Annotated in this window: 17 protein-coding genes; 14 read left to right on the forward strand and 3 right to left on the reverse strand. The window is 66.2% G+C overall.

Annotated features, from left to right (window positions below):
- The first annotated feature begins 125 nt into the window (after nt 1-125).
- The 6 genes from LE190_RS03160 to LE190_RS03185 all read left to right on the forward strand — a co-directional run bounded on the left by LE190_RS03160 (nt 126) and on the right by LE190_RS03185 (nt 8201).
- The gene (locus LE190_RS03160) at nt 126-2981 is read left to right on the forward strand and encodes a 2-oxoglutarate dehydrogenase E1 component (protein WP_225237345.1); all 2856 of its coding nucleotides are present in this window, start codon (nt 126-128) and stop codon (nt 2979-2981) included.
- A gap of 81 nt (nt 2982-3062) precedes the next feature.
- Nucleotides 3063-4322, forward strand: a complete 1260-nt coding sequence (odhB, locus tag LE190_RS03165; protein ID WP_225237346.1) for a 2-oxoglutarate dehydrogenase complex dihydrolipoyllysine-residue succinyltransferase — start codon at nt 3063-3065, stop codon at nt 4320-4322.
- 69 nt (nt 4323-4391) lie between these two features.
- Complete coding sequence (locus LE190_RS03170; RefSeq protein WP_225237347.1) at nt 4392-4769, forward strand: PspC domain-containing protein; 378 nt, start codon at nt 4392-4394, stop codon at nt 4767-4769.
- A gap of 15 nt (nt 4770-4784) precedes the next feature.
- A complete protein-coding gene (gene lpdA, locus LE190_RS03175; RefSeq protein WP_225237348.1) occupies nt 4785-6218 on the forward strand; it encodes a dihydrolipoyl dehydrogenase in 1434 nt (477 codons plus the stop codon).
- A gap of 151 nt (nt 6219-6369) precedes the next feature.
- A complete protein-coding gene (gene zapE / locus LE190_RS03180) occupies nt 6370-7467 on the forward strand; it encodes a cell division protein ZapE (protein WP_225237349.1) in 1098 nt (365 codons plus the stop codon).
- Between the two features lie 14 nt (nt 7468-7481).
- Entirely contained in the window at nt 7482-8201 is a 720-nt protein-coding gene (locus tag LE190_RS03185) for a hypothetical protein (RefSeq protein WP_225237350.1), read from the forward strand.
- 13 nt (nt 8202-8214) lie between these two features.
- On the opposite strand, the gene LE190_RS03190 is transcribed toward LE190_RS03185, so the two are convergent.
- On the reverse strand, nt 8215-9009 hold the full coding sequence (locus LE190_RS03190; protein ID WP_225237351.1) for a PP2C family protein-serine/threonine phosphatase: 795 nt from the start codon (nt 9007-9009) through the stop codon (nt 8215-8217).
- Between the two features lie 187 nt (nt 9010-9196).
- On the opposite strand from LE190_RS03190, the gene LE190_RS03195 reads away from it, so the two are divergent.
- Nucleotides 9197-9397 (forward strand): YdcH family protein, encoded by a 201-nt coding sequence (locus LE190_RS03195; protein WP_027867157.1) that lies wholly within the window; start codon nt 9197-9199, stop codon nt 9395-9397.
- A 123-nt stretch (nt 9398-9520) separates the two neighbouring features.
- A complete protein-coding gene (yoaA, locus tag LE190_RS03200; protein WP_439847458.1) occupies nt 9521-11590 on the forward strand; it encodes a DNA repair helicase YoaA in 2070 nt (689 codons plus the stop codon).
- Between the two features lie 126 nt (nt 11591-11716).
- Here the strand turns inward: yoaA and LE190_RS03205 are convergent, their stop codons facing one another.
- Entirely contained in the window at nt 11717-12691 is a 975-nt protein-coding gene (locus LE190_RS03205; protein ID WP_225237352.1) for an NADPH:quinone oxidoreductase family protein, read from the reverse strand.
- Between the two features lie 175 nt (nt 12692-12866).
- On the opposite strand from LE190_RS03205, the gene surE reads away from it, so the two are divergent.
- From surE to rlmD, 5 genes are all read left to right on the forward strand, one after another.
- Nucleotides 12867-13601 carry a 5'/3'-nucleotidase SurE gene (gene surE / locus LE190_RS03210; RefSeq protein ID WP_225237353.1) on the forward strand — a complete coding sequence of 245 codons (735 nt, stop codon included), beginning with the start codon at nt 12867-12869 and terminating at the stop codon, nt 13599-13601.
- Complete coding sequence (locus LE190_RS03215; protein ID WP_439847459.1) at nt 13598-14494, forward strand: protein-L-isoaspartate(D-aspartate) O-methyltransferase; 897 nt, start codon at nt 13598-13600, stop codon at nt 14492-14494. The genes surE and LE190_RS03215 overlap by 4 nt, the downstream gene beginning before the upstream one ends.
- Before the next feature lie 192 nt (nt 14495-14686).
- Nucleotides 14687-15616: a peptidoglycan DD-metalloendopeptidase family protein gene (locus tag LE190_RS03220; protein WP_225237354.1), complete on the forward strand. Its 930-nt coding sequence runs from the start codon at nt 14687-14689 to the stop codon at nt 15614-15616.
- 7 nt (nt 15617-15623) lie between these two features.
- The gene (gene rpoS, locus LE190_RS03225) at nt 15624-16619 is read left to right on the forward strand and encodes an RNA polymerase sigma factor RpoS (protein WP_225237355.1); all 996 of its coding nucleotides are present in this window, start codon (nt 15624-15626) and stop codon (nt 16617-16619) included.
- A 137-nt stretch (nt 16620-16756) separates the two neighbouring features.
- Nucleotides 16757-18145: a 23S rRNA (uracil(1939)-C(5))-methyltransferase RlmD gene (gene rlmD, locus LE190_RS03230; RefSeq protein ID WP_225237356.1), complete on the forward strand. Its 1389-nt coding sequence runs from the start codon at nt 16757-16759 to the stop codon at nt 18143-18145.
- Nucleotides 18146-18327: 182 nt separating this feature from the next.
- Here rlmD and LE190_RS03235 read toward each other — a convergent pair whose 3' ends face one another.
- Nucleotides 18328-19014, reverse strand: coding sequence for a Bax inhibitor-1/YccA family protein (locus LE190_RS03235; protein WP_225237357.1), 687 nt, complete (start codon nt 19012-19014; stop codon nt 18328-18330).
- Between the two features lie 231 nt (nt 19015-19245).
- Here LE190_RS03235 and ndk point away from each other — a divergent pair, with 231 nt between their 5' ends.
- Complete coding sequence (ndk, locus tag LE190_RS03240) at nt 19246-19671, forward strand: nucleoside-diphosphate kinase (protein WP_224942622.1); 426 nt, start codon at nt 19246-19248, stop codon at nt 19669-19671.
- Nucleotides 19672-19705 lie beyond the last annotated feature (34 nt).

The following is a 19705-nucleotide window of genomic DNA, read 5'->3' on the forward strand; positions in this document are numbered from 1 at the left end:
ATGAAATACGTCCTTCCCCCACAACTTGATGTAGTAAGTGCGATCCGCTAACCGGTCAGGCCGTGTCGCGGAAGGTTAGACTAACCCGCCCCAACCTCGCGAAGCGCGAAGAAAGGTGAGCAAGAATGATGCAGCAACAGAATGCGAACTCGTACCTGTTCGGCGGTAATGCGCCGTACGTGGAAGAGTTGTACGAAGCCTACCTGAACAATCCGGGTTCGGTCCCGGAAAACTGGCGCGCCTATTTCGACCAGATGCAGCACGTGCCCGCCGTCGACGGCTCCAGCCGCCCGGACGTGGTGCACTCCTCGGTCGTCGCCTCCTTCGCGGAACGCGCCAAGCAGGGTCCGATTCGCACCGTGGTCGCCAACCCCGACCCCGAACTCGGCCGCAAGCGCGTCGCCGTCACCCAGCTGATCGCCGCCTACCGCTACCTCGGTTCGCGCTGGGCCAACCTGGACCCGCTGCAGCGCCAGGAACGTCCGCCCCTGCCGGAACTCGATCCCGCCTTCTATGGCTTCACCGAAGCCGACCTCGACACCGTCTTCACCATCAGCAATACCTACTTCGGGAAAGAAACCGCGCCGCTGCGCGAAATCCTGAACATGCTGCGTGATACGTACTGCCGTTCGATCGGCGCCGAGTTCATGTACATCAGCGATCCGACCGAGAAGCGCTGGCTGCAGGAGCGCCTGGAGTCGATCCGCTCGACCCCGACCTTCACCGGCGACAAGAAAAAGCACATCCTCGAGCGCCTGACCGCGGCCGAAGGCCTGGAGCGCTACCTCCACACCAAGTACGTCGGCGCCAAGCGCTTCTCGCTGGAAGGCGGCGAATCCTTCATCGCCTCGATCGACGAAGTCATCCAGCGCGCCGGTGAAAAGGGCGTGCAGGAAATCGTCATCGGCATGGCCCACCGCGGCCGCCTGAACGTCCTGGTCAACACCCTGGGCAAGAGCCCGGCCGACCTGTTCGAAGAATTCGAAGGCAAGCACGCCGACGACCTGCCGGCGGGCGACGTGAAATACCACCAGGGCTTTTCGAGCGACATCTCGACCCCGGGCGGCCCGGTCCACCTGTCACTCGCTTTCAATCCATCCCACCTCGAGATCGTCAACCCGGTCGTCGAAGGCTCGGTCAAGGCGCGCATGGAACGCCGCGGCGACCGCAAGGGCAAGGAAGTGCTGCCGATCCTGGTGCACGGCGACGCCGCATTCGCCGGCCAGGGCGTGGTCATGGAAACCCTGAACCTGGCCCAGACCCGCGGCTACGGCACCGGCGGTACCGTCCACATCGTCATCAACAACCAGATCGGCTTCACCACCTCGGACCCGCGCGACGCCCGTTCGACCATCTACTGCTCGGACGTCGTCAAGATGATCGAGGCGCCGGTGCTGCACGTGAACGCCGACGATCCGGAAGCGGTCGTGCTGGCCTCGCAGATCGCGATGGACTACCGCACCGAATTCGGCAAGGACGTGGTGGTGGACATCGTCTGCTACCGTAAACTCGGCCACAACGAGCAGGATACCCCGGCCCTGACCCAGCCGCTGATGTACAAGAAGATCGCCAAGCACCCGGGCACCCGCAAGCTGTACGCGGAAAAGCTGGCGGCGCAGGGCACCATCGAAGCCACTGGCGGCGACCAGCTGGTGGCCGAATACCGCAACGCGATGGATGCAGGCAAGCACACGGTCGACCCGGTGCTGACCAACTTCAAGAACAAGTACGCCGTCGACTGGGCGCCGTTCCTGAACAAGAAATGGACCGACGCCTGCGACACGGCCGTGCCGCTGACCGAACTGAAGCGCCTGGCCGAACGCATCACCAAGGTGCCGGAAGGCTTCAAGCCGCACTCGCTGGTCGAGAAAGTCCTGAACGACCGCGCCACCATGGGCAAGGGCGAGATGAACCTCGACTGGGGCATGGGCGAGCACCTGGCCTTCGCCTCGCTGCTGTCCTCGGGCTATGCGGTGCGCCTGTCTGGCCAGGACGCTGGCCGCGGCACCTTCGTGCACCGCCACGCCGTGCTGCACGACCAGAACCGCGAGCGCTGGGACCAGGGCATCTACCTGCCGCTGGCCAACGTCTCGGACAACCAGGCCAACTTCACCGTGATCGACTCGGTGCTGTCGGAAGAAGCGGTGCTCGGCTTCGAGTACGGCTACTCGACCGCCGAACCGAATACGCTCACCATCTGGGAAGCCCAGTTCGGCGACTTCGTCAACGGCGCCCAGGTCGTCATCGACCAGTTCATCGCCTCGGGCGAAGTGAAGTGGGGCCGTGCCTCGGGCCTGACCATGATGCTGCCGCACGGCTACGAAGGCCAGGGTCCGGAGCACTCGTCGGCCCGCATCGAGCGCTTCCTGCAGCTGTGCGCCGACAACAACATGCAAGTGGTGCAGCCGACCACGGCCGCCCAGATCTTCCACCTGCTGCGCCGCCAGATGGTGCGCCAGTTCAGGAAGCCGCTGGTGATCTTCACGCCGAAGTCGCTGCTGCGTAACAAGGATGCCGGCTCGCCGCTGACCGACCTGGCCAAGGGCGGCTTCCTGCCGGTGATCGGCGAGGTGGACGAGAAGATCGATCCGTCCAAGGTCAAGCGTGTGCAGGTTTGCTCGGGCAAGGTCTACTATGACCTGGTCAACACCCGCAAGGCACGTGGCGCCAGCGACGTGGCGATCGTGCGTATCGAACAGATGTACCCGTTCCCGCACAAGGCTTTCGCCGCCGAACTGAAGAAGTTCAGCAACGCGACCGAGGTGGTGTGGGTGCAGGACGAGCCGCAGAACCAGGGTCCGTGGTTCCAGATCCAGCACAACATCTTCGAAAACATGGAAGATGGCCAGCGCCTGGCCTATGCCGGCCGCTCGGCATCGGCGTCACCGGCGGTCGGCTATGCCGACAAGCATGTGGCGCAGCAAAAGGAGCTGCTGGAGACCGCGTTCTCGAAGTTGAAGGGTTTCATCCTCACCAAGTAAGCAAGAAGAAAAACACCACTGCCCCCGGCGCTCAGGCCCGGGGGCCTTTGCATACAGAATACATAAACGGAGCTACATCAAATGGCACAAATCGAAGTCAAGGTCCCCCAACTGTCGGAATCGGTTGCTGAAGCAACCCTCCTGTCCTGGCACAAGAAAGTCGGCGAACACGTGTCGCGCGACGAGAACATGATCGACATCGAGACCGACAAGGTGGTCCTGGAACTGCCGGCCCCGAGCGAAGGCGTGATCGTCCAGCTGCTCAAGGCCGACGGCGCCACCGTCGTCGCTGGCGAAGTCATCGCCATCATCGACACCGAAGCTTCGGCCCAGACCAGCCCGATCGCGGTGAAAGCCGTCCCGTCGGCCGCCCCGAATGCGCCGATCGAAGCCCCAGCCGCTGCCACCGCCGCAGCGCCGTCCGGCTCGAAAGGCGATGTCGCCATGCCGGCCGCCGCCAAGATCCTGGCTGACAACAACATGAGCGCATCGGATGCCACCGGCACCGGCCGCGACGGCCGCGTGACCAAGGGCGACGCCCTGGCCGCCGTTGCCAACAAGCCGGCCGCAGCTCCCGCGGCGGCCGCCGCTCCGGCACCGAAGCTGCAGCAAGTGGCCGCCCCGGTCGCGAACCTGGGCGACCGTCCGGAAGAGCGCGTGCCGATGAGCCGCCTGCGCGCCCGCATCGCCGAGCGCCTGCTGCAGTCGCAGCAGACCAACGCCATCCTGACCACCTTCAACGAAGTCAACATGAAGCCGGTCATGGACCTGCGCGCCAAGTACAAGGACAAGTTCGAGAAGGAACACGGCGTCAAGCTGGGCTTCATGTCCTTCTTCGTCAAGGCCGCCGTCGCCGCGCTGAAGCGCTACCCGATCCTGAATGCGTCGGTCGACGGTAACGACATCGTCTACCACGGCTACTTCGACATCGGTATCGCCGTCGGTTCGCCGCGCGGCCTGGTGGTGCCGATCCTGCGCAACGCCGACCAGATGTCGATCGCCGACATCGAGAAGAAGATCGGCGAATTCGGCCAGAAAGCCAAGGAAGGCAAGCTGACCCTGGAAGACCTGACCGGCGGCACCTTCTCGATCTCGAACGGCGGCACCTTCGGCTCGATGATGTCGACCCCGATCATCAACCCGCCGCAGTCGGCGATCCTGGGCGTGCACGCCACCAAGGACCGCGCCGTCGTGGAAAACGGCGAGATCGTGATCCGTCCGATGAACTACCTGGCGATGTCGTACGACCACCGCATCATCGACGGCCGCGAAGCCGTGCTGGGCCTGGTGGCCATGAAGGATGCGCTGGAAGATCCGTCGCGCCTGCTGCTCGACCTGTAATCGACGGCAGGCTTGTATGCAGACATGCCCGCGCTCGCGGGCATGTCCCCAACACCAGTGAGGACCGCCATGATCTCCGATGAAATCCGGCGTTTGCACGAACTGCACCAGGCCGGCGCGCTCTCCGACGCCGAATTCGAGCAGGCCAAGGCGAAAGTCCTGGCCAGCGAGAAGGTGAGCCTGGACAAGGATGGCCGCAGCACCGGCACTGGCACCAGCGCCAGCGCCAGCGAGGGCCCGGCGCCCGGCAGCTTCGAGGCCAAGCTGCGCTCCCTGCGCCGCTCGCGCCACGACCGCTGGCTCGGCGGCGTCTGCGGCGCCCTGAGCATCGGCTTCGGCATGGACATCTATGCCTGGCGCCTCGTGTTCGTCCTGCTGGCCCTAGTAACCTCCGGTGTCGGGGCGCTGGCTTATCTGGCGCTGTGGATCTTTATCCCAGAAGAATAAATAAGGAAGCTATTCATGAGTAACGAGAAACAATTTGACGTCGTCGTGATCGGCGGCGGCCCCGGCGGCTACATCGCCGCCATCCGTGCAGCCCAGCTCGGCTTCAAGACCGCCTGCATCGACGCCTGGAGCAACGCGGCAGGCAAGCCGGCCCCCGGCGGCACCTGCACCAACGTCGGCTGCATCCCGTCGAAGGCCCTGCTGCAGTCGTCGGAACACTTCGAGCACGCCGGCCACGCCTTTGCCGACCACGGCATCAAGGTCGGCGGCCTGGAACTCGACCTGCCGACCATGCTCAAGCGCAAGGACACCATCGTCAAGCAGAACAACGACGGCATCCTGTTCCTGTTCAAGAAGAACAAGGTGAGCTTCTTCCACGGCCTCGGTTCGTTCGGCGGCAAGGATGAAAACGGCTACACCGTCAACGTGACCGGTCCGACCAATGACACCTTGACTGCCAAGAACGTCGTCATCGCGACCGGTTCGAACGCCCGCCAGCTGCCGGGCGCGGAATTCGACGAGAAGCTGATCCTGTCGAACGAAGGCGCACTGGCGATCGACGCCGTGCCGAGCAAGCTGGGCGTGATCGGCGCCGGCGTCATCGGCCTGGAAATGGGCTCGGTATGGCGCCGCGTCGGTGCCGACGTCACGGTGCTGGAAGGCCTGCCTACTTTTCTCGGCGCGGTCGACGAGCAGATCGCCAAGGAAGCGCACAAGCTGTTCACCAAGCAGGGCTTGAGAATCAACCTGGGCTGCAAGATCGGCGCGATCACCAAGGGCGAGAACAACGTCACCGTCAACTACGCCGATGCGACCGGCGCCGAGCAGACCGCGACGTTCGACCGCCTGATCATCTCGATCGGCCGCGTGCCGAACACCAACGGCCTGAATGGCGAAGCGGTCGGCCTGCAGCTGGACGAGCGCGGCTTCGTGGTCGTGGACGACGAATGCCGCACCAGCCTGCCGGGCGTGTGGGCAGTCGGCGACGTGGTGCGCGGCCCGATGCTGGCGCACAAGGCGGAAGAAGAGGGCGTCGCGGTTGCCGAGCGCATCGCCGGCCAGCACGGCCACGTCAACTTCAACACCATCCCCTGGGTCATCTACACCTCGCCGGAAATCGCCTGGGTCGGCAAGACCGAGCAGCAGCTCAAGGCCGAAGGCGTGGCGTACAAGGCCGGCACCTTCCCGTTCATGGCCAACGGCCGTGCGCGCGCGCTCGGCGATACCTCGGGCATGGTGAAGTTCCTGGCCGATGCCACGACCGATGAAATCCTGGGCGTGCACATCGTCGGCCCGGTCGCCTCGGAGCTGATCTCGGAAGCCGTCGTCGCGATGGAGTTCAAGGCCTCGTCGGAAGACATCGCCCGCATCTGCCACGCGCACCCGTCGCTGTCGGAAGCCGTCAAGGAAGCCGCGCTGGCGGTGGACAAGCGTTCGCTGAACTTCTAAGTAACACAGGCGTTACCGCCTTGGTAGGGTGGGCGGGTTCCCCGCCCGCGCGTTCAACTTCCGCGTGAATGGCCTCGGAGCGGGCCAGGATGCCTGGTTTGAACGCGTGGGCGGGAGACCCGCCCACCCTACGTTTTAACGATTGAATTAGATGAACGTCCAAGAGTATTACCAGCACGCGCTGACCGAGCGCGGCTTCACGTCCGACCCGGCGCAACAGGCCGCCGTGGACCGCCTGCAGCAGGCGTACGACGACTGGGTCCGGTACAAGGCCCAGCGGTCGTCCGCTTTCAGGCGCCTCATCAACCGTCCCGACGTCCCGAAGGGCGTCTACATGTGGGGCGGGGTAGGGCGCGGCAAGTCCTTCCTGATGGACTCGTTTTATTCCGTGGTGCCGGTGGTGCGCAAGACGCGCCTGCACTTCCACGAATTCATGCGCGCCGTGCACGGCCAGCTGGACGAACTGAAAGGCGTGGCCGATCCGCTCGACGAAGTCGCGAAGCGCATCGCGAAAAAATACCGCCTGATCTGCTTCGACGAGTTCCACGTTTCCGACATCGCCGACGCGATGATCCTGTACAACCTGCTCAAGGCCCTGTTCGACAACGGTGTCTCGTTCGTGATGACCTCGAACTACGAGCCTTCCACCCTGTATCCGGACGGCCTGCACCGCGACCGCATGCTGCCGACCATCGCACTGCTGAAGGACAAGCTCGACATCCTGAACGTGGACGCCGGCAACGACTACCGCAAGCGCGCGCTGGAGCAGGTGCAGGCCTACTACACCCCGCTCAACGCGAAGTCCGACCAGCTGCTCCGCGCGGCCTACGCCAAGGTGGCCGACACCGCCGACGAGAGTCCGATCGTGCACATCGAGAACCGCGAGATCCGCGCCCTGCGCCGCGCCGGCGGCGTGATCTGGTTCGACTTCGCCACCCTGTGCGGCGGGCCGCGCTCGCAGAACGACTACCTGGAATTGGCTTCGCGCTTCCATACCGTGATCCTGTCCGGCATCCCGGCCATGTCGGCCGGCCAGTCCTCGGAAGCGCGCCGCTTCACCTGGCTGGTGGACGTGTTCTACGACCACAAGGTCAAGCTGATCATGTCGGCCGCGGTGGAGCCGGAAGAACTGTACACGCAAGGCATGCTGGCAAACGAATTCCACCGCACCGTCTCGCGTATCATTGAAATGCAGTCGCGCGAATACATGCTGGCCGAGCGCCGCGGCGCGGCGGACGCCATCGCCTGAACCGAAAGGAAACCATGAACACGCATCCCATCCTGCGCGCACGCGCGGCCGGCCTGGCGCTGGCCGCGGCCCTGAGCCTGGGCGCCTGCGCCAGCGTCGCGCCCGGCCCGACGGCCGACGCGGTCGAGCCGAGCACGTCGCTGGCCCAGGCCGACGCGCGGCTGACGGCGGTGGCCGTCGAGCGCACGGCGATCGAAGCGCGCTATGCCGAACGGGAAGCGCTCTGCTACGAGAAATTCTTCGTCAACCACTGCCTGGACGAAGCCAAGGAGCGCCGCCGCGTGGCCCTGGCCGCCCAGCGCAACATCGAGATCGAGGCCGAGCGCTTCAAGCGCCGCAGCAAGGTGGAGGAGCGGGACCGCGAGATGGCCGCCGCAGAAGCCGCCTACCAGGCCGAGGAAGCCCAGCTGGCGGCCGAGTCGGCGCCACCCAAGCCGCGCGAGACCAGCGAGCTGCCGCCGCCCAAGCCGTCGGCCACGGCCGCACGTGTGGCGCGCCGCGATGCCCGCGCCGCGCAAGAGGCGGCGAGGGCGCCGCTGGAGGCGGCCGAGGCGGCGGAGAATGCGCGTGCCTTTGAAGATCGCAAGCGCCGCGCGGAACAGAAGCAGCGCGACGTGGCCGAACGGGTCGCCGAGCGCGAGGCCAAGGCGGCCGCCCGCCGCGCCGAGGAAGAACAGGCCAAGGCCAAGAGGGCGCAGCAGCAGCCGGTACCCGCGCCCGCGCCCAAGCGCTAAGGGCGCGCGGCGCTCAGCCCGCCCGGCCGGGCTTGCCGGCCGCTCCCGCTTGCAGCGGCTGGACCAGCTTGATGATTGCCAGCGAGCAGTTGCCCCCCTTGCCCTGGGACCGTTCCTGCGCCTTGTTGATCAGCATTTCGGACGCCTGGCGCGGCGTGGCCCTGCTGGTCGCGGCCGCCAGTTCCGCATCGGTGAAGAAGTGCCATAACCCATCCGAGCACAGCAGGAACCCGTCGCCCGGCGCCAGCCCTTCGTGACTGCCGATGGTGACGAAGGGGTGCTTGCGGCTGTTGCCCAGCACGTTCAGCAGCAGCTTCGACTTGCGGTGGTTCCTGGCCGCCTCTTCCGGCAGGCGTTCGCTGGCCACCAGGTGCTGGACGTAGGCGGCATCGTTGCTGCGCGCGACGCATTTGCCGTCCTGGAAACGGTACAGGCGCGAATCGCCCACGTGGCCCCAGACCGCTTCGCCGTGCGGACTAAGTACCAGCCCGACGAAGCTGGCGTGGGCTTCGGCCTGGCTGGCGACCGCGTTCATCTTGATCACCAGGTGGGTCTCGTCGACGATGTCGCGCAGCAGCCGGGCCAGGCGCTCGCGGCCCGGCCCCTCGCCCGGCTTGAACTCGTCGAAGACCTGGCGCGCCGTGTGCAGCAGCTGGTCCGAGGCGGCCGCGCCGCCGCTGCCGTCGGACAGCACGGCCAGCACGTAGCCAGGGGCGCGCGCCCCGGTCAGCAGGGCGACGCGATCATTCTGCTGCGGGCGGTTTCCGATGTGCTGGGCAGTCCCGGCTTCGATCTTGAATGTTGTCATAAACCACTATTTCCTAGACGCCTGCGCCGATCTTTGTTGGCGGCAACCTCAGCCTGGATTAAACTATGCACCCAGAAGCCGTGGTGTTGCAAGCCGAACACAGCCGGCCGCTACCCAGCCGCAGCATGCCGGCGCCATTGCCACGCTCCCGCAAACGCCTTGAACCGAACTGTTTGGAACAGCTACCATGACCGACGTCCAGGATATCCAGCGCCGCATCATCGAACTCGACGTGGAACACCGCGACCTGGATGCCGTCATCTCGATGCTGGCCGCGGACGGCCATGCCGACCAGCTCCAGCTGCGCCGTTTGAAAAAGCGTAAGCTGCAGCTCAAGGATCATATTACGCTGCTGAAGATGCAGCTGGTGCCCGATATTCCGGCCTAAACTGCGGCCTGCATCCGCGGCCTGAAACCGCGGCCTGGAACCGCAGCCCGAGATCCGGGCCTGAGAGCGCGGCCGGAAGCCGCCACCGGCGAACCCAACAACAGCCATTAAGAAATACGCATTTTGACCGACCACCTTCCCGCCTCCGCTGCGGATTCCGGCGCTGGCGCCAGAAGCGGCGATGTCCTGCCGCCCGCCTGCACTCCCGGCAAGTACGACGACGAGCTGGACCGCCTGTTCGGCCCCGGCGGCCCGCTGGCGCCCGCGGTCGGCACCTTCAAGCCGCGCCAGTCGCAGACCGAGATGGCCAAGGCCATCGCCCAGGCGATCGCCGACCAGAAGGTCTTGATGGCCGAAGCCGGCACCGGCACCGGCAAGACCTTCGCCTACCTGGTCCCGGCGCTCCTCTGGGGCGGCAAGACGATCATCTCGACCGGTACCAAGAACCTGCAGGACCAGCTGTTCCTGCGCGATATCCCGACCATCCGCGCCGCCCTGCGCGCCCCGGTGTCGGTGGCCCTGCTCAAGGGCCGCTCGAACTACGTCTGCCACTTCCACCTGGAACGCACGCTGAACAACGGGCGCCTGACCTCGCGCGACGACGTCGGCCACCTGCGCGAGATCTCGCGCTTCATCAAGATGACGAACTCGGGTGACAAGGCGGAGCTGGCCAAGGTGCCGGAGACCGCCACCGTCTGGAACCTGGTCACCTCGACCCGCGACAGCTGCATGGGCGCCGAGTGCCAGTACTACCAGGACTGCTTCGTGATGAAGGCGCGCAGGGAAGCGCAGCAGGCGGACGTGGTGGTGGTCAACCACCACCTGTTCTTCGCCGACGTGGCGCTGAAGGATACCGGCGTGGCCGAGCTGCTGCCGTCGGCCAACACCATCATCTTCGACGAGGCGCACCAGCTGCCCGACACGGCGACGCTGTTCTTCGGCCAGTCGGTCTCGACTTCGCAGGTGCTGGAACTGTGCCGCGACGTGCTGGCCGAGGGCCTGGCCCATGCCCGCGGGCCGGACTGGGCCAAGGTCGTCACCGTGGTGGAAAAGGCCGCGCGCGACCTGCGCCTGACCTTTCCGGAAGGCGGCACCCGCCTGTCGCTGCCGCAGATCCTGCCTACCTCCGCCTTCTTCCCGGCGCTGGACAAGCTCAAGGAAGAACTGGCCGGCATGATCACGGTGCTGGAAGAGCACGCCGCGCGCGCCGAAACGGTCGAGGCCTGCCGCGTCCGCGCCCAGGAGCTGGCGGCGTCCTTCGACGCCTGGAAGCCGGATACGAAGAAGGGCAAGGCGGTGGAAGGGGACGACGCGGCCGTGCTGTGGGTCGAGGCGTTCAATTCCTCGCTGCAGCTGCACAAGACGCCGCTGTCGATCGCGCCGATCTTCACCGGCCAGCGCGAAGGCACGCCGCGCAGCTGGATCTTCACGTCGGCGACGCTGGCCGTGAAGAACGACTTCAAGCATTTTTCCGACCAGATGGGCCTGACCGGCGAGCCGGCCATGACCTGGCCCAGTCCCTTCAATTATGGCGAGCAGGGCATCCTGTACGTGCCGACCGGGCTGCCGGAGCCGAATTCCTTCCAGTACACCGACGCCTGCGTCGACAAGGCGCTGCCGGTGATCGAGGCGGCCGGCGGGCGTACCTTCTTCCTGTGCACCACCATCCGCGCCGTGAACAAGGTGGCCGAGCGCCTGCGCGAGGAATTCGCCGCGCGCGGGCTGGACTTCCCCCTGTTCGTGCAGGGCGAGCGGGGACGCACCGAGCTGCTCGATTCCTTCCGCAACGCCGGCAATGCGGTGCTGGTGGGCAGCCAGAGCTTCTGGGAAGGCGTGGACGTGCGCGGCGATGCGCTGTCCCTGGTCATCATCGACAAGCTGCCTTTCGCCCCGCCCGACGACCCGGTGCTGGCGGCGCGCATCGAGGTGATGGAAAAGCAGGGCCTGAACGGCTTCATGCACCATCAGCTGCCGGAGGCGATCATCACCCTGAAGCAGGGCGCGGGGCGCCTGATCCGCGACGTCGACGACCGTGGCGTGCTGATGATCTGCGATCCGCGCATCATCACCAAGCCCTACGGGCGCCGCATCTGGCAGAGCCTGCCGCCCTTCAAGCGCACGCGGGTGCAGGAAGAGGTGATCGACTTCTTCAACCCCGGAGCCCTGGCTGACGCGGCGGACCTGAACGCCTGACGGGGCTTTGGTAGGGTGGGCGGGTTCCCCGCCCACGCGTTCAACAAGCAGTAATGCGCTACGGAGCGGACAGGGATGCGTGATCTGACCGCGTGGGCAGGGAACCTGCCCACCCTACGATGGGCGTTACGGGCAGATCACTACTTTTCCGGTCACCTTGCGCTGCGCCATGTCCGTCAATGCCCGCGCCGTCTCCGCCAGCGGATAGCGCGCCGACACCAGCGGCTTGAGCTTGCCTTCCGCCATCCAGCCCAGCATCTGCCGCATCGCCGCCAGGTTCGCCGCCGGTTCCTTGCGCACGAAGTCGCCCCAGAACACGCCGACCACCGAGGCGCCTTTCAGCAGCATCAGGTTCCAGGGCAGCTTCGGGATCTCGCCCGCCGCGAAGCCCACCACCAGGTGGCGCCCGCGCCAGGCGATCGAGCGCAGCGCCGGTTCGCTGTACTTGCCGCCAACCGGGTCGTAGATCACGTCCGGCCCGCGCCCGCCGGTGGCCGCCTTCAGTGCCTCGCGCAGCTCTTCCCGTTCATAATTGACCAGCACGTCCGCGCCGTGGGCGCGGCACACCGCCAGCTTGTCATCGCTCGAAGCGGCCGCGATCACGCGCGCCCCCACGGCCTTGCCGATCTCGATCGCCGCCAGGCCCACGCCGCCAGCCGCGCCCAGCACCAGCAGGGTCTCGCCCGGCTGCAGGGCGGCGCGGTCCACCACGGCATGGTGCGAGGTGCCATAGGTGAGGGTGATCGCGGCCGCGGTATCGAAGTCCATGCCAGGCGGGATCGGCATCAGGGCCGCGGCCGGAGCCAGCGCCTGTTCTGCAAAGGCGCCGGTGCGGGTGAAGCCGATCACCGCCTGGCCCGGCGCGAAGCCGGTCACCCCTTCACCCACCGCGCGCACCGTGCCGGCAAATTCGTTCCCCGGCGTGAACGGCAGTTCGGGCCGCACCTGGTACTTTCCCTGGACCGTCAGCACGTCCGGGAAGTTGACCCCGGCCGCCTTCACGTCCACCGCCACCTCACCCGCACCGGGTACCAGGTCGGGCAGGTCCTCGATGACGAGATGGTCGATCGGGCCCCAGTCCTTGCAACGCACGGCTTTCATGTTGTTTCTCCTCAGGTTCGTTAGCGGGCGCATTATGCCTGAAGGGCGCCCGGTACCGGAATGGCTTGCGTGGCAATACAATTGCAACATCCTTGGTGAGATAAGTCGCCTTTGGGCAACAAAAAACGCAGCCCCGGCGAACGAAGGTGGGGTTGCTTCAGGTAAAATCCCAGACATGCGAATTCTTATCAGTAACGATGACGGCTACCTGGCGCCTGGTCTCAGCGCGCTGGCCGAGGCCTTGTCCGCGATCGCGGACATCGTGGTGGTCGCGCCCGACAGCAACCGCTCGGGCGCGTCGAATTCGTTGACACTGGACCGTCCGCTGACGGTGCAGAAGGCTGCCAACGGTTTCCACTTCGTGAACGGCACGCCGACCGACTGCGTGCACATCGCCCTGACCGCGATGGGCGACGCCCCGCCCGACCTGGTCGTCTCCGGCATCAACAATGGCCAGAACATGGGCGACGACACCCTGTACTCCGGTACCGTCGCGGCCGCAACCGAGGCTTATCTGTTCGGCATCCCGGCAATCGCCTTTTCACAGGTGAATCCGGGCTGGGCCCACGTCGACGCCGCCGCCCGGGTCGCGCGCGAGATCGTCGAGCGCCGCTTCGACAAGCTCGAGCTGCCTTTCCTGTTCAACGTGAACATCCCGAACCTGCCGTACGAAGAGATCGGTCCGCTGACGCCGGCGCGCCTGGGCCGGCGCCACCAGGCCGAGCCGGTGGTGCGCGCGCAGGATCCGCGCGGACGCGAGATCTTCTGGATCGGCGCACCCGGCGCTTGCCGCGATGCGGGCGAGGGCACCGACTTCCATGCCACCGCGCAGGGCAGGGTGGCGATCACGCCGCTGCAGGTCGATCTCACCCACCGGGCCCAGCTCGACCTGCTGCGGGGCATCCTGTGAGCGGCAGCGGCGACGACAAGCGCAGCACCTTTCCGCTGCCGCTGTCTTCGGTGACCGGATCCGGCACGCGCCGCCCGGGAGCGCCGGCGCCGGTTGCCACGCCCCAGACCGCCACCCGCAACGCCGCCCACACGGCGGCCGGCAAGGGCGCCGCGCTGCCGCCGGCGGCGCCGCTGCCCTCGCCGCGTCCGCCCGGCTATGCGCAGGTCCATCCGGCCAGCGCCCCGGTCGCGCCGCGTTCCGAACTGATGGCATCGGAGGCCGTGCGGCGCGCCATGGTGGCGCGCGTGGCGCGCCAGGGCGTGCGCGACGGGACCGTGCTGGGCGCGATGGAAGCGGTGCCGCGCCACCTGTTCATCGAGCCGGCCCTGTCGGCCCAGGCCTATGTCGACGCCTCGCTGCCGATCGGGCACAACCAGACCATTTCGCAGCCCTACATCGTGGCGCGCATGATCGAGGCGATGCGCGAAGCGCAGCCGGCCGGCGGCCTGCTGGGCCGGGTGCTCGAGATCGGCACCGGCTGCGGCTACCAGGCCGCGGTGCTGGCCCTGGTGGCGCGCGAGGTGTATTCGATCGAGCGCATCCGACCGCTGCACGAGCTGGCCAAGAACAACCTGCGGCCGCTGAGGATGGCGAACCTGCGTTTGCAATATGGCGATGGTATGCTAGGCTTGCCGCAGGTTGCGCCCTTCGACGGCATCATCCTCGCCGCGGCGGGGCTCGAAGTGCCGCGCGCCCTGCTCGAACAACTGGCCATCGGCGCGCACCTGGTCGCGCCGGTTGGCGCCCAGGTCCAGCACCTGCAACGCATCACCCGCATCGGCAAGAACGAATGGGCCAGCGAGACGCTGGAAGCCTGCCATTTCGTGCCGCTGCGCCCCGGCACCGTCTAGCGCGCTGCGCGCGGGTGGCCTGTTGGCCACTGCCGGGTCAACCCAGCCGGCGCGGCCGGCGTTGAAGAGCCTGGTCCGCCTGGCATGGCCGCACCTTGACGGTGCATGGTCGACGATGTCCGCCGGCGCGTCCCGTCCTGCCCCCGTGGACCGGAGGCGCGCGCCAGAACATGAACGGAAAACAGAAAGACAATGAACCAAGCACCCCGATTAGCACTGCTCACCCTCGCCCTCGGCCTGCTGGCCGGCTGCAACTCCCTTACCCGCGAGGCCCCGGTGGTCGAACGCACCACGCGGCCGGCGGCCGAGCGTCCCCGTCCGAACCAGGCCGCGCGCGCGGAAGAACCGAAGGACGAGAAAGGCATGTACACCGTGCGCCGCGGCGACACCCTGCTGCGCATCGCGCTGGACCATGGCCAGGACTACCGCGACCTGGTGGCCTGGAACAACCTGGCCGATCCGGATGACATCAAGGTAGGCCAGACCCTGCGCGTGGCCGGGCCGGAGCGCAACGCGCGCGCCGCCAGCGTGCAGACCCAGCCGGTGCCAACGCCGCCGAGCGCGACCCCGCCGCGCAAGACCGCGCCGCGCGCCGACAAGCAGCCGTACAACGACAGCGTCGCCCAGGCCCAGCCCGAATCGGGTTCCCGCACCGAGCCGCGCAGCGTCCCGGTCCCGGCCGCACCAGCACCAGCACCGGCCGCGCCGGCGTCCGCCATCGCGGCGGGCACCACCGTCACCGCCAGCGACGACGAGAAACTGAGCTGGATGTGGCCGGCCGACGGCCGCATCGTCGCCACCTTCGACGAGGCGCGCAACAAGGGGATCGACATCGCCGGCCGTCCAGGCCAGCAGGTGGTGGCGGCCGGCGCCGGCAAGGTGGTCTTCGCTGGCAGTGGCATCCGCGGTTATGGTAATCTTGTTATCGTCAAGCATAACAACAATTTGCTGTCGGCATACGCGCACAACCGCAAGATCGTCGTCAAGGAAGGCGACAACGTGGCCAAGGGCCAGATGATCGCGGAAATGGGCGATTCGGATGCCGATTCGGTGAAACTGCATTTCGAAATTCGCCAACAGGGCAAACCCGTCGACCCGTCGAGGTTCCTGCCCGGCCGATAGGAAGGGTATGACGCAGCCTCCGCACTCGCTGGACCAGCAGGATACAGACGAGTTTCCGGACGATCCGGAGCGCGAAGGAGCGCCTGCGGCTGAAGAGGAGGAGCTCGCGTCCCCCCATCCCGAAGTCGCCTCGGTGGACGAGCTGCGCAAGGTCTTGCAGGCCGAGCTCGCCACCGATACCACCCAGCACTACCTGAACCAGATCGGTACCCGGCCGCTGCTGTCGGCCGCCGAGGAAGTCGGCATCGCCACCCAGGCCAAGGCGGGCGACTTCGCGGCGCGCCAGAAGATGATCGAGCACAACCTGCGCCTGGTGGTCTCGATCGCCAAGCACTACATCAACCGCGGCGTCGTGCTGCTCGACCTCATCGAGGAGGGCAACATCGGCCTGATGCGCGCCATCGACAAGTTCGAGCCGGAGCGCGGGTTCCGCTTTTCCACCTACGCCACCTGGTGGATCCGCCAGAGCATCGAGCGCGCCATCATGAACCAGGCGCGCACGGTGCGCCTGCCGGTGCACATGGTGCGCGAGCTGAACGCGGTGCTGCGCGCCAAGTACCACCTCGAGGCCAAGGAGCGCGACGGCAAGGACGCCTCGGCCGAGGACATCGCCAGCCTGGTCGGGCGCCCGGTGGAAGAGGTGCAGGACATCCTGGCCCTGTCGGAACATGCCGCCTCGCTCGACGCGCCGCTCGACAGCGACCCGGGTTCGAGCCTGATGGACATGTTGCCCGACGACGGCGGGGCCAGTCCGGACGCGCGCGCCGAGCAGCACGAGATGACCGAGCTGGTGCGCGACTGGATGGCGCGCCTGCCGGACAAGCAGCGCCTTGTCGTCACGCGCCGCTTCGGGCTGGACAACGATGACCCGGCGACGCTGGAAACCCTGGCCGAGGAGATGGGCGTGACGCGCGAGCGGGTGCGCCAGATCCAGCAGGAAGCCCTCGTCAAGCTCAAGCGCTCGATGGCCGCGCGCGGCGTGGTGCGCGACTCGCTGCTCTGACCGGCCCGGCCGGCGCCAGGTAGCGCCGGCCCCGTTTCCTTGCTATCATGCCCGCCGGGCCGCTTGCGCCCATTTTTTATTTGCGAACTCCCCGCACAGCCAGTCCTGTGCCCACTCCCTATTTTCTTTTGACCAGCATGCAAGAAACTTTCATCGACATCAAATCCCTGGATGCGGACGCGCGCGGCGTCGGCCACCTCGAGAACGAAGACGGCAGCCCCGGCAAGGTGATCTTCGTCGAAGGCGCGCTGCCCGGCGAACGCGTCAGCTTCGAGACCCTGCGCAAGAAGAAGAACTGGGAGTCGGGACGCATGCTCACGCTGCAGCGCGCCTCGTCGATGCGGGTGGAGCCGAAATGCCAACACTTCGGCTACTGCGGCGGCTGCTCGATGCAGCACCTGGAGGCATCAAGCCAGGTGGCGATGAAGCAGCGCGTGCTGGAAGATAACCTCTGGCACCTGGGCAAGGTGAAGTCCGAGATGATCATGCGCCCGATGTACGGCCCGACCTGGGACTACCGCTACCGCGCGCGCCTGTCGGTGCGCCACGTGGCCAAGAAGGGCGGGGTGCTGGTCGGCTTCCACGAGCGCGCCTCGTCCTACGTGGCCGACATCACCTATTGCGAGATTCTGCCGGACCACGTGGCGCGCCTGATCGTGCCGCTGCGCGAGTTCGTCGGCCAGCTGTCGATCTACAACCAGATGCCGCAGATCGAAGTCGCCATCGGCGAAGAGGTGACCGTACTGGTGATGCGCATCATGGCTCCCTTGAGCCCGGCGGACGAGGAACTAGCGAAGGCCTTCGCCGACCAGTGGGGCATCCAGTGGTGGCTGCAGCCGAAGGGCCCGGACACCGCCTATCCCTATTACCCGCTCGGCAAGGAGCTGTACTACACGCTGCCGGAATTCGGCATCCGCATGCCATTCAAGCCGACCGACTTCACCCAGGTGAACCACCAGATCAACCGCGTGCTGGTGGCGAAGGCCCTGCGCCTGCTGGACGTGCAGCCGGGCGAGCGCGTGGCCGACCTGTTCTGCGGCCTGGGCAACTTCACGCTGCCGCTGGCGACCCAGGCGCGCGAGGTGGTAGGCATCGAAGGCAGTACGGCGCTCACCACGCGCGCGCTGGAAAACGCGCAGGCCAACGGCCTGGCGCGCAAGACCTCGTTCTCGACCCGCAACCTGTTCGAGGTGACCAAGGACGACCTGGTCGCCCTCGGCCGTTTCGACCGCATGCTGGTCGACCCGCCGCGCGACGGCGCGATGGCCCTGGCGCTGGCGCTGGCCGACCTGCGGGAGACGCACGAGGAGCTGATGCCGCAGCGGATCGTGTACGTGTCCTGCAGCCCGTCCACGCTGGCGCGCGACGCCGGCATCCTGGTGCACAAGGCGGGCTATGTGCTGAAGAAGGCAGGGGTGTGCAATATGTTCCCGCATACCTCGCACGTGGAGTCGATCGCGGTGTTCGAGCTCGGTGCGAAGCCGGCGGCTGCCGCCGCATTCGAGCTTCCCGCCGAAGCCGTATAAGCGTAGGGTGGGCGGCTTTGCCGCCCACGCGGTCAACCCACGGCACTGCAGCCCGCGCAGCTGTTCAACTTACAACGATCACCGCGTGGGCGGGGACCCGCCCACCCTACGAAATCCGCTCTAGCGACGCGGGCAATAAAAAAGCCGACCAGCGGTCGGCTTTTTCGTTTCGGCTGGAACCGTCAGTCGCGGTCGCCGCCGGCAATGCCCAGCAGGTGCAGCAGGCTGGTGAAGATGTTGTACACGTCGAGGTAGATCGACAGCGTGGCCGAGATGTAGTTGGTCTCGCCGCCGTTGACGATGCGCTGCACGTCGTACAGGATGAATGCCGAGAAGATGCCGATCGCGAGCATCGAGATCACGATCGACAGCACCGACATCTGCAGGAAGATGTTGGCCACGGCCGCCAGCAGGATCACGATCACGCCGGCGAACAGCCAGCTGCCCATGCCCGAGAAGTCGCGCTTGGTGGTGGTGGCGATGCTGGCCATCACGGCAAACACGCAGGCGGTGCCGCCGAAGGCGGTCATGATCAGCGTGCCTCCGTTGCTATAGCCCAGCGTATGGGTCAGCAGCGGCGCCAGCATCAGGCCCATGAAGAAGGTGAAGCCGAGCAGGAGTGCGACACCGATGGCCGAATCCTTGAATTTCTGGATCGCGAACATGAAGCCGAAGGCCACGACCATGAACATGATCAGGCCGAGACCGCCGAGCTGCAGCGATACGCCGACGAAGGCGCCCAGCACGGTCGGGATCATCGACAGCGCGAGCAGCCAGTAGGTGTTGCGCAGAACATTGTTGCGCGCGACCTGGCCACGGCCTGCCTTGGTCAGGTCGATCGTACTGCGGGGTTGCGAATTAGGGAACATGGTGCCTCCGGTTGGTGGATGAGCGTCACTGAAAACCATACTAGCAAATGCTTAGCAGAGCCTTAAATCGGGACGATTTTGCGCAGCAACTCTACCACTTTGCTTGCCAGTGCCGCAATATCGGCTATATGAGGGATGTATGGTAAAATTAAAGGTTGATTCAGTTCCAAATCGGGTCGCAAGAACCCCTTCAAGTTCTTGAAAAAAATCATTTTTAATATTGGAGTTTACATGGCAATCGAACGCACCCTGTCGATCATCAAACCGGACGCAGTTGCAAAAAACGTGATCGGCCAAATCTATAGCCGCTTCGAAGGCGCTGGCCTGAAAATCGTTGCTGCCCGCATGACCCAGCTGTCGCAGGCCGAAGCCGAAGGCTTCTACGCCGTGCACGCCGCACGTCCGTTCTTCAAGGACCTGGTCAACTTCATGATCTCGGGTCCGGTGATGATCCAGGTGCTCGAAGGCGAAGGCGCGATCCTGAAGAACCGCGACCTGATGGGCGCCACCGATCCGAAGAAAGCCGACGCCGGCACCATCCGCGCCGACTTCGCCGACTCGATCGACGCCAACGCCGTGCACGGTTCGGACGCTGCTGAAACCGCTGCCGTGGAAATCGCGTACTTCTTCCCGGCACTGAACGTCTACTCGCGTTAATTAGTAGGGGGAGCGCATCCGGGGCGCGCCCCGG

The organism is Massilia hydrophila (assembly GCF_020208145.1).
GTDB lineage: Bacteria > Pseudomonadota > Gammaproteobacteria > Burkholderiales > Burkholderiaceae_D > Telluria > Telluria hydrophila.

Bases quoted from the DNA above. Each gene is read 5' to 3' on its own strand.
- ndk (WP_224942622.1), top strand. From the start codon at position 19,246: ATGGCAATCGAACGCACCCTGTCGATCATCAAACCGGACGCAGTTGCA.
- rlmD (WP_225237356.1), top strand. From the start codon at position 16,757: ATGCAAGAAACTTTCATCGACATCAAATCCCTGGATGCGGACGCGCGC.
- LE190_RS03185 (WP_225237350.1), top strand. From the start codon at position 7,482: ATGAACACGCATCCCATCCTGCGCGCACGCGCGGCCGGCCTGGCGCTG.
- LE190_RS03205 (WP_225237352.1), bottom strand. From the start codon at position 12,691: ATGAAAGCCGTGCGTTGCAAGGACTGGGGCCCGATCGACCATCTCGTC.
- LE190_RS03170 (WP_225237347.1), top strand. From the start codon at position 4,392: ATGATCTCCGATGAAATCCGGCGTTTGCACGAACTGCACCAGGCCGGC.
- LE190_RS03190 (WP_225237351.1), bottom strand. From the start codon at position 9,009: ATGACAACATTCAAGATCGAAGCCGGGACTGCCCAGCACATCGGAAAC.
- lpdA (WP_225237348.1), top strand. From the start codon at position 4,785: ATGAGTAACGAGAAACAATTTGACGTCGTCGTGATCGGCGGCGGCCCC.
- LE190_RS03160 (WP_225237345.1), top strand. From the start codon at position 126: ATGATGCAGCAACAGAATGCGAACTCGTACCTGTTCGGCGGTAATGCG.
- rpoS (WP_225237355.1), top strand. From the start codon at position 15,624: ATGACGCAGCCTCCGCACTCGCTGGACCAGCAGGATACAGACGAGTTT.
- surE (WP_225237353.1), top strand. From the start codon at position 12,867: ATGCGAATTCTTATCAGTAACGATGACGGCTACCTGGCGCCTGGTCTC.
- zapE (WP_225237349.1), top strand. From the start codon at position 6,370: ATGAACGTCCAAGAGTATTACCAGCACGCGCTGACCGAGCGCGGCTTC.
- LE190_RS03235 (WP_225237357.1), bottom strand. From the start codon at position 19,014: ATGTTCCCTAATTCGCAACCCCGCAGTACGATCGACCTGACCAAGGCA.
- LE190_RS03195 (WP_027867157.1), top strand. From the start codon at position 9,197: ATGACCGACGTCCAGGATATCCAGCGCCGCATCATCGAACTCGACGTG.
- LE190_RS03220 (WP_225237354.1), top strand. From the start codon at position 14,687: ATGAACCAAGCACCCCGATTAGCACTGCTCACCCTCGCCCTCGGCCTG.
- odhB (WP_225237346.1), top strand. From the start codon at position 3,063: ATGGCACAAATCGAAGTCAAGGTCCCCCAACTGTCGGAATCGGTTGCT.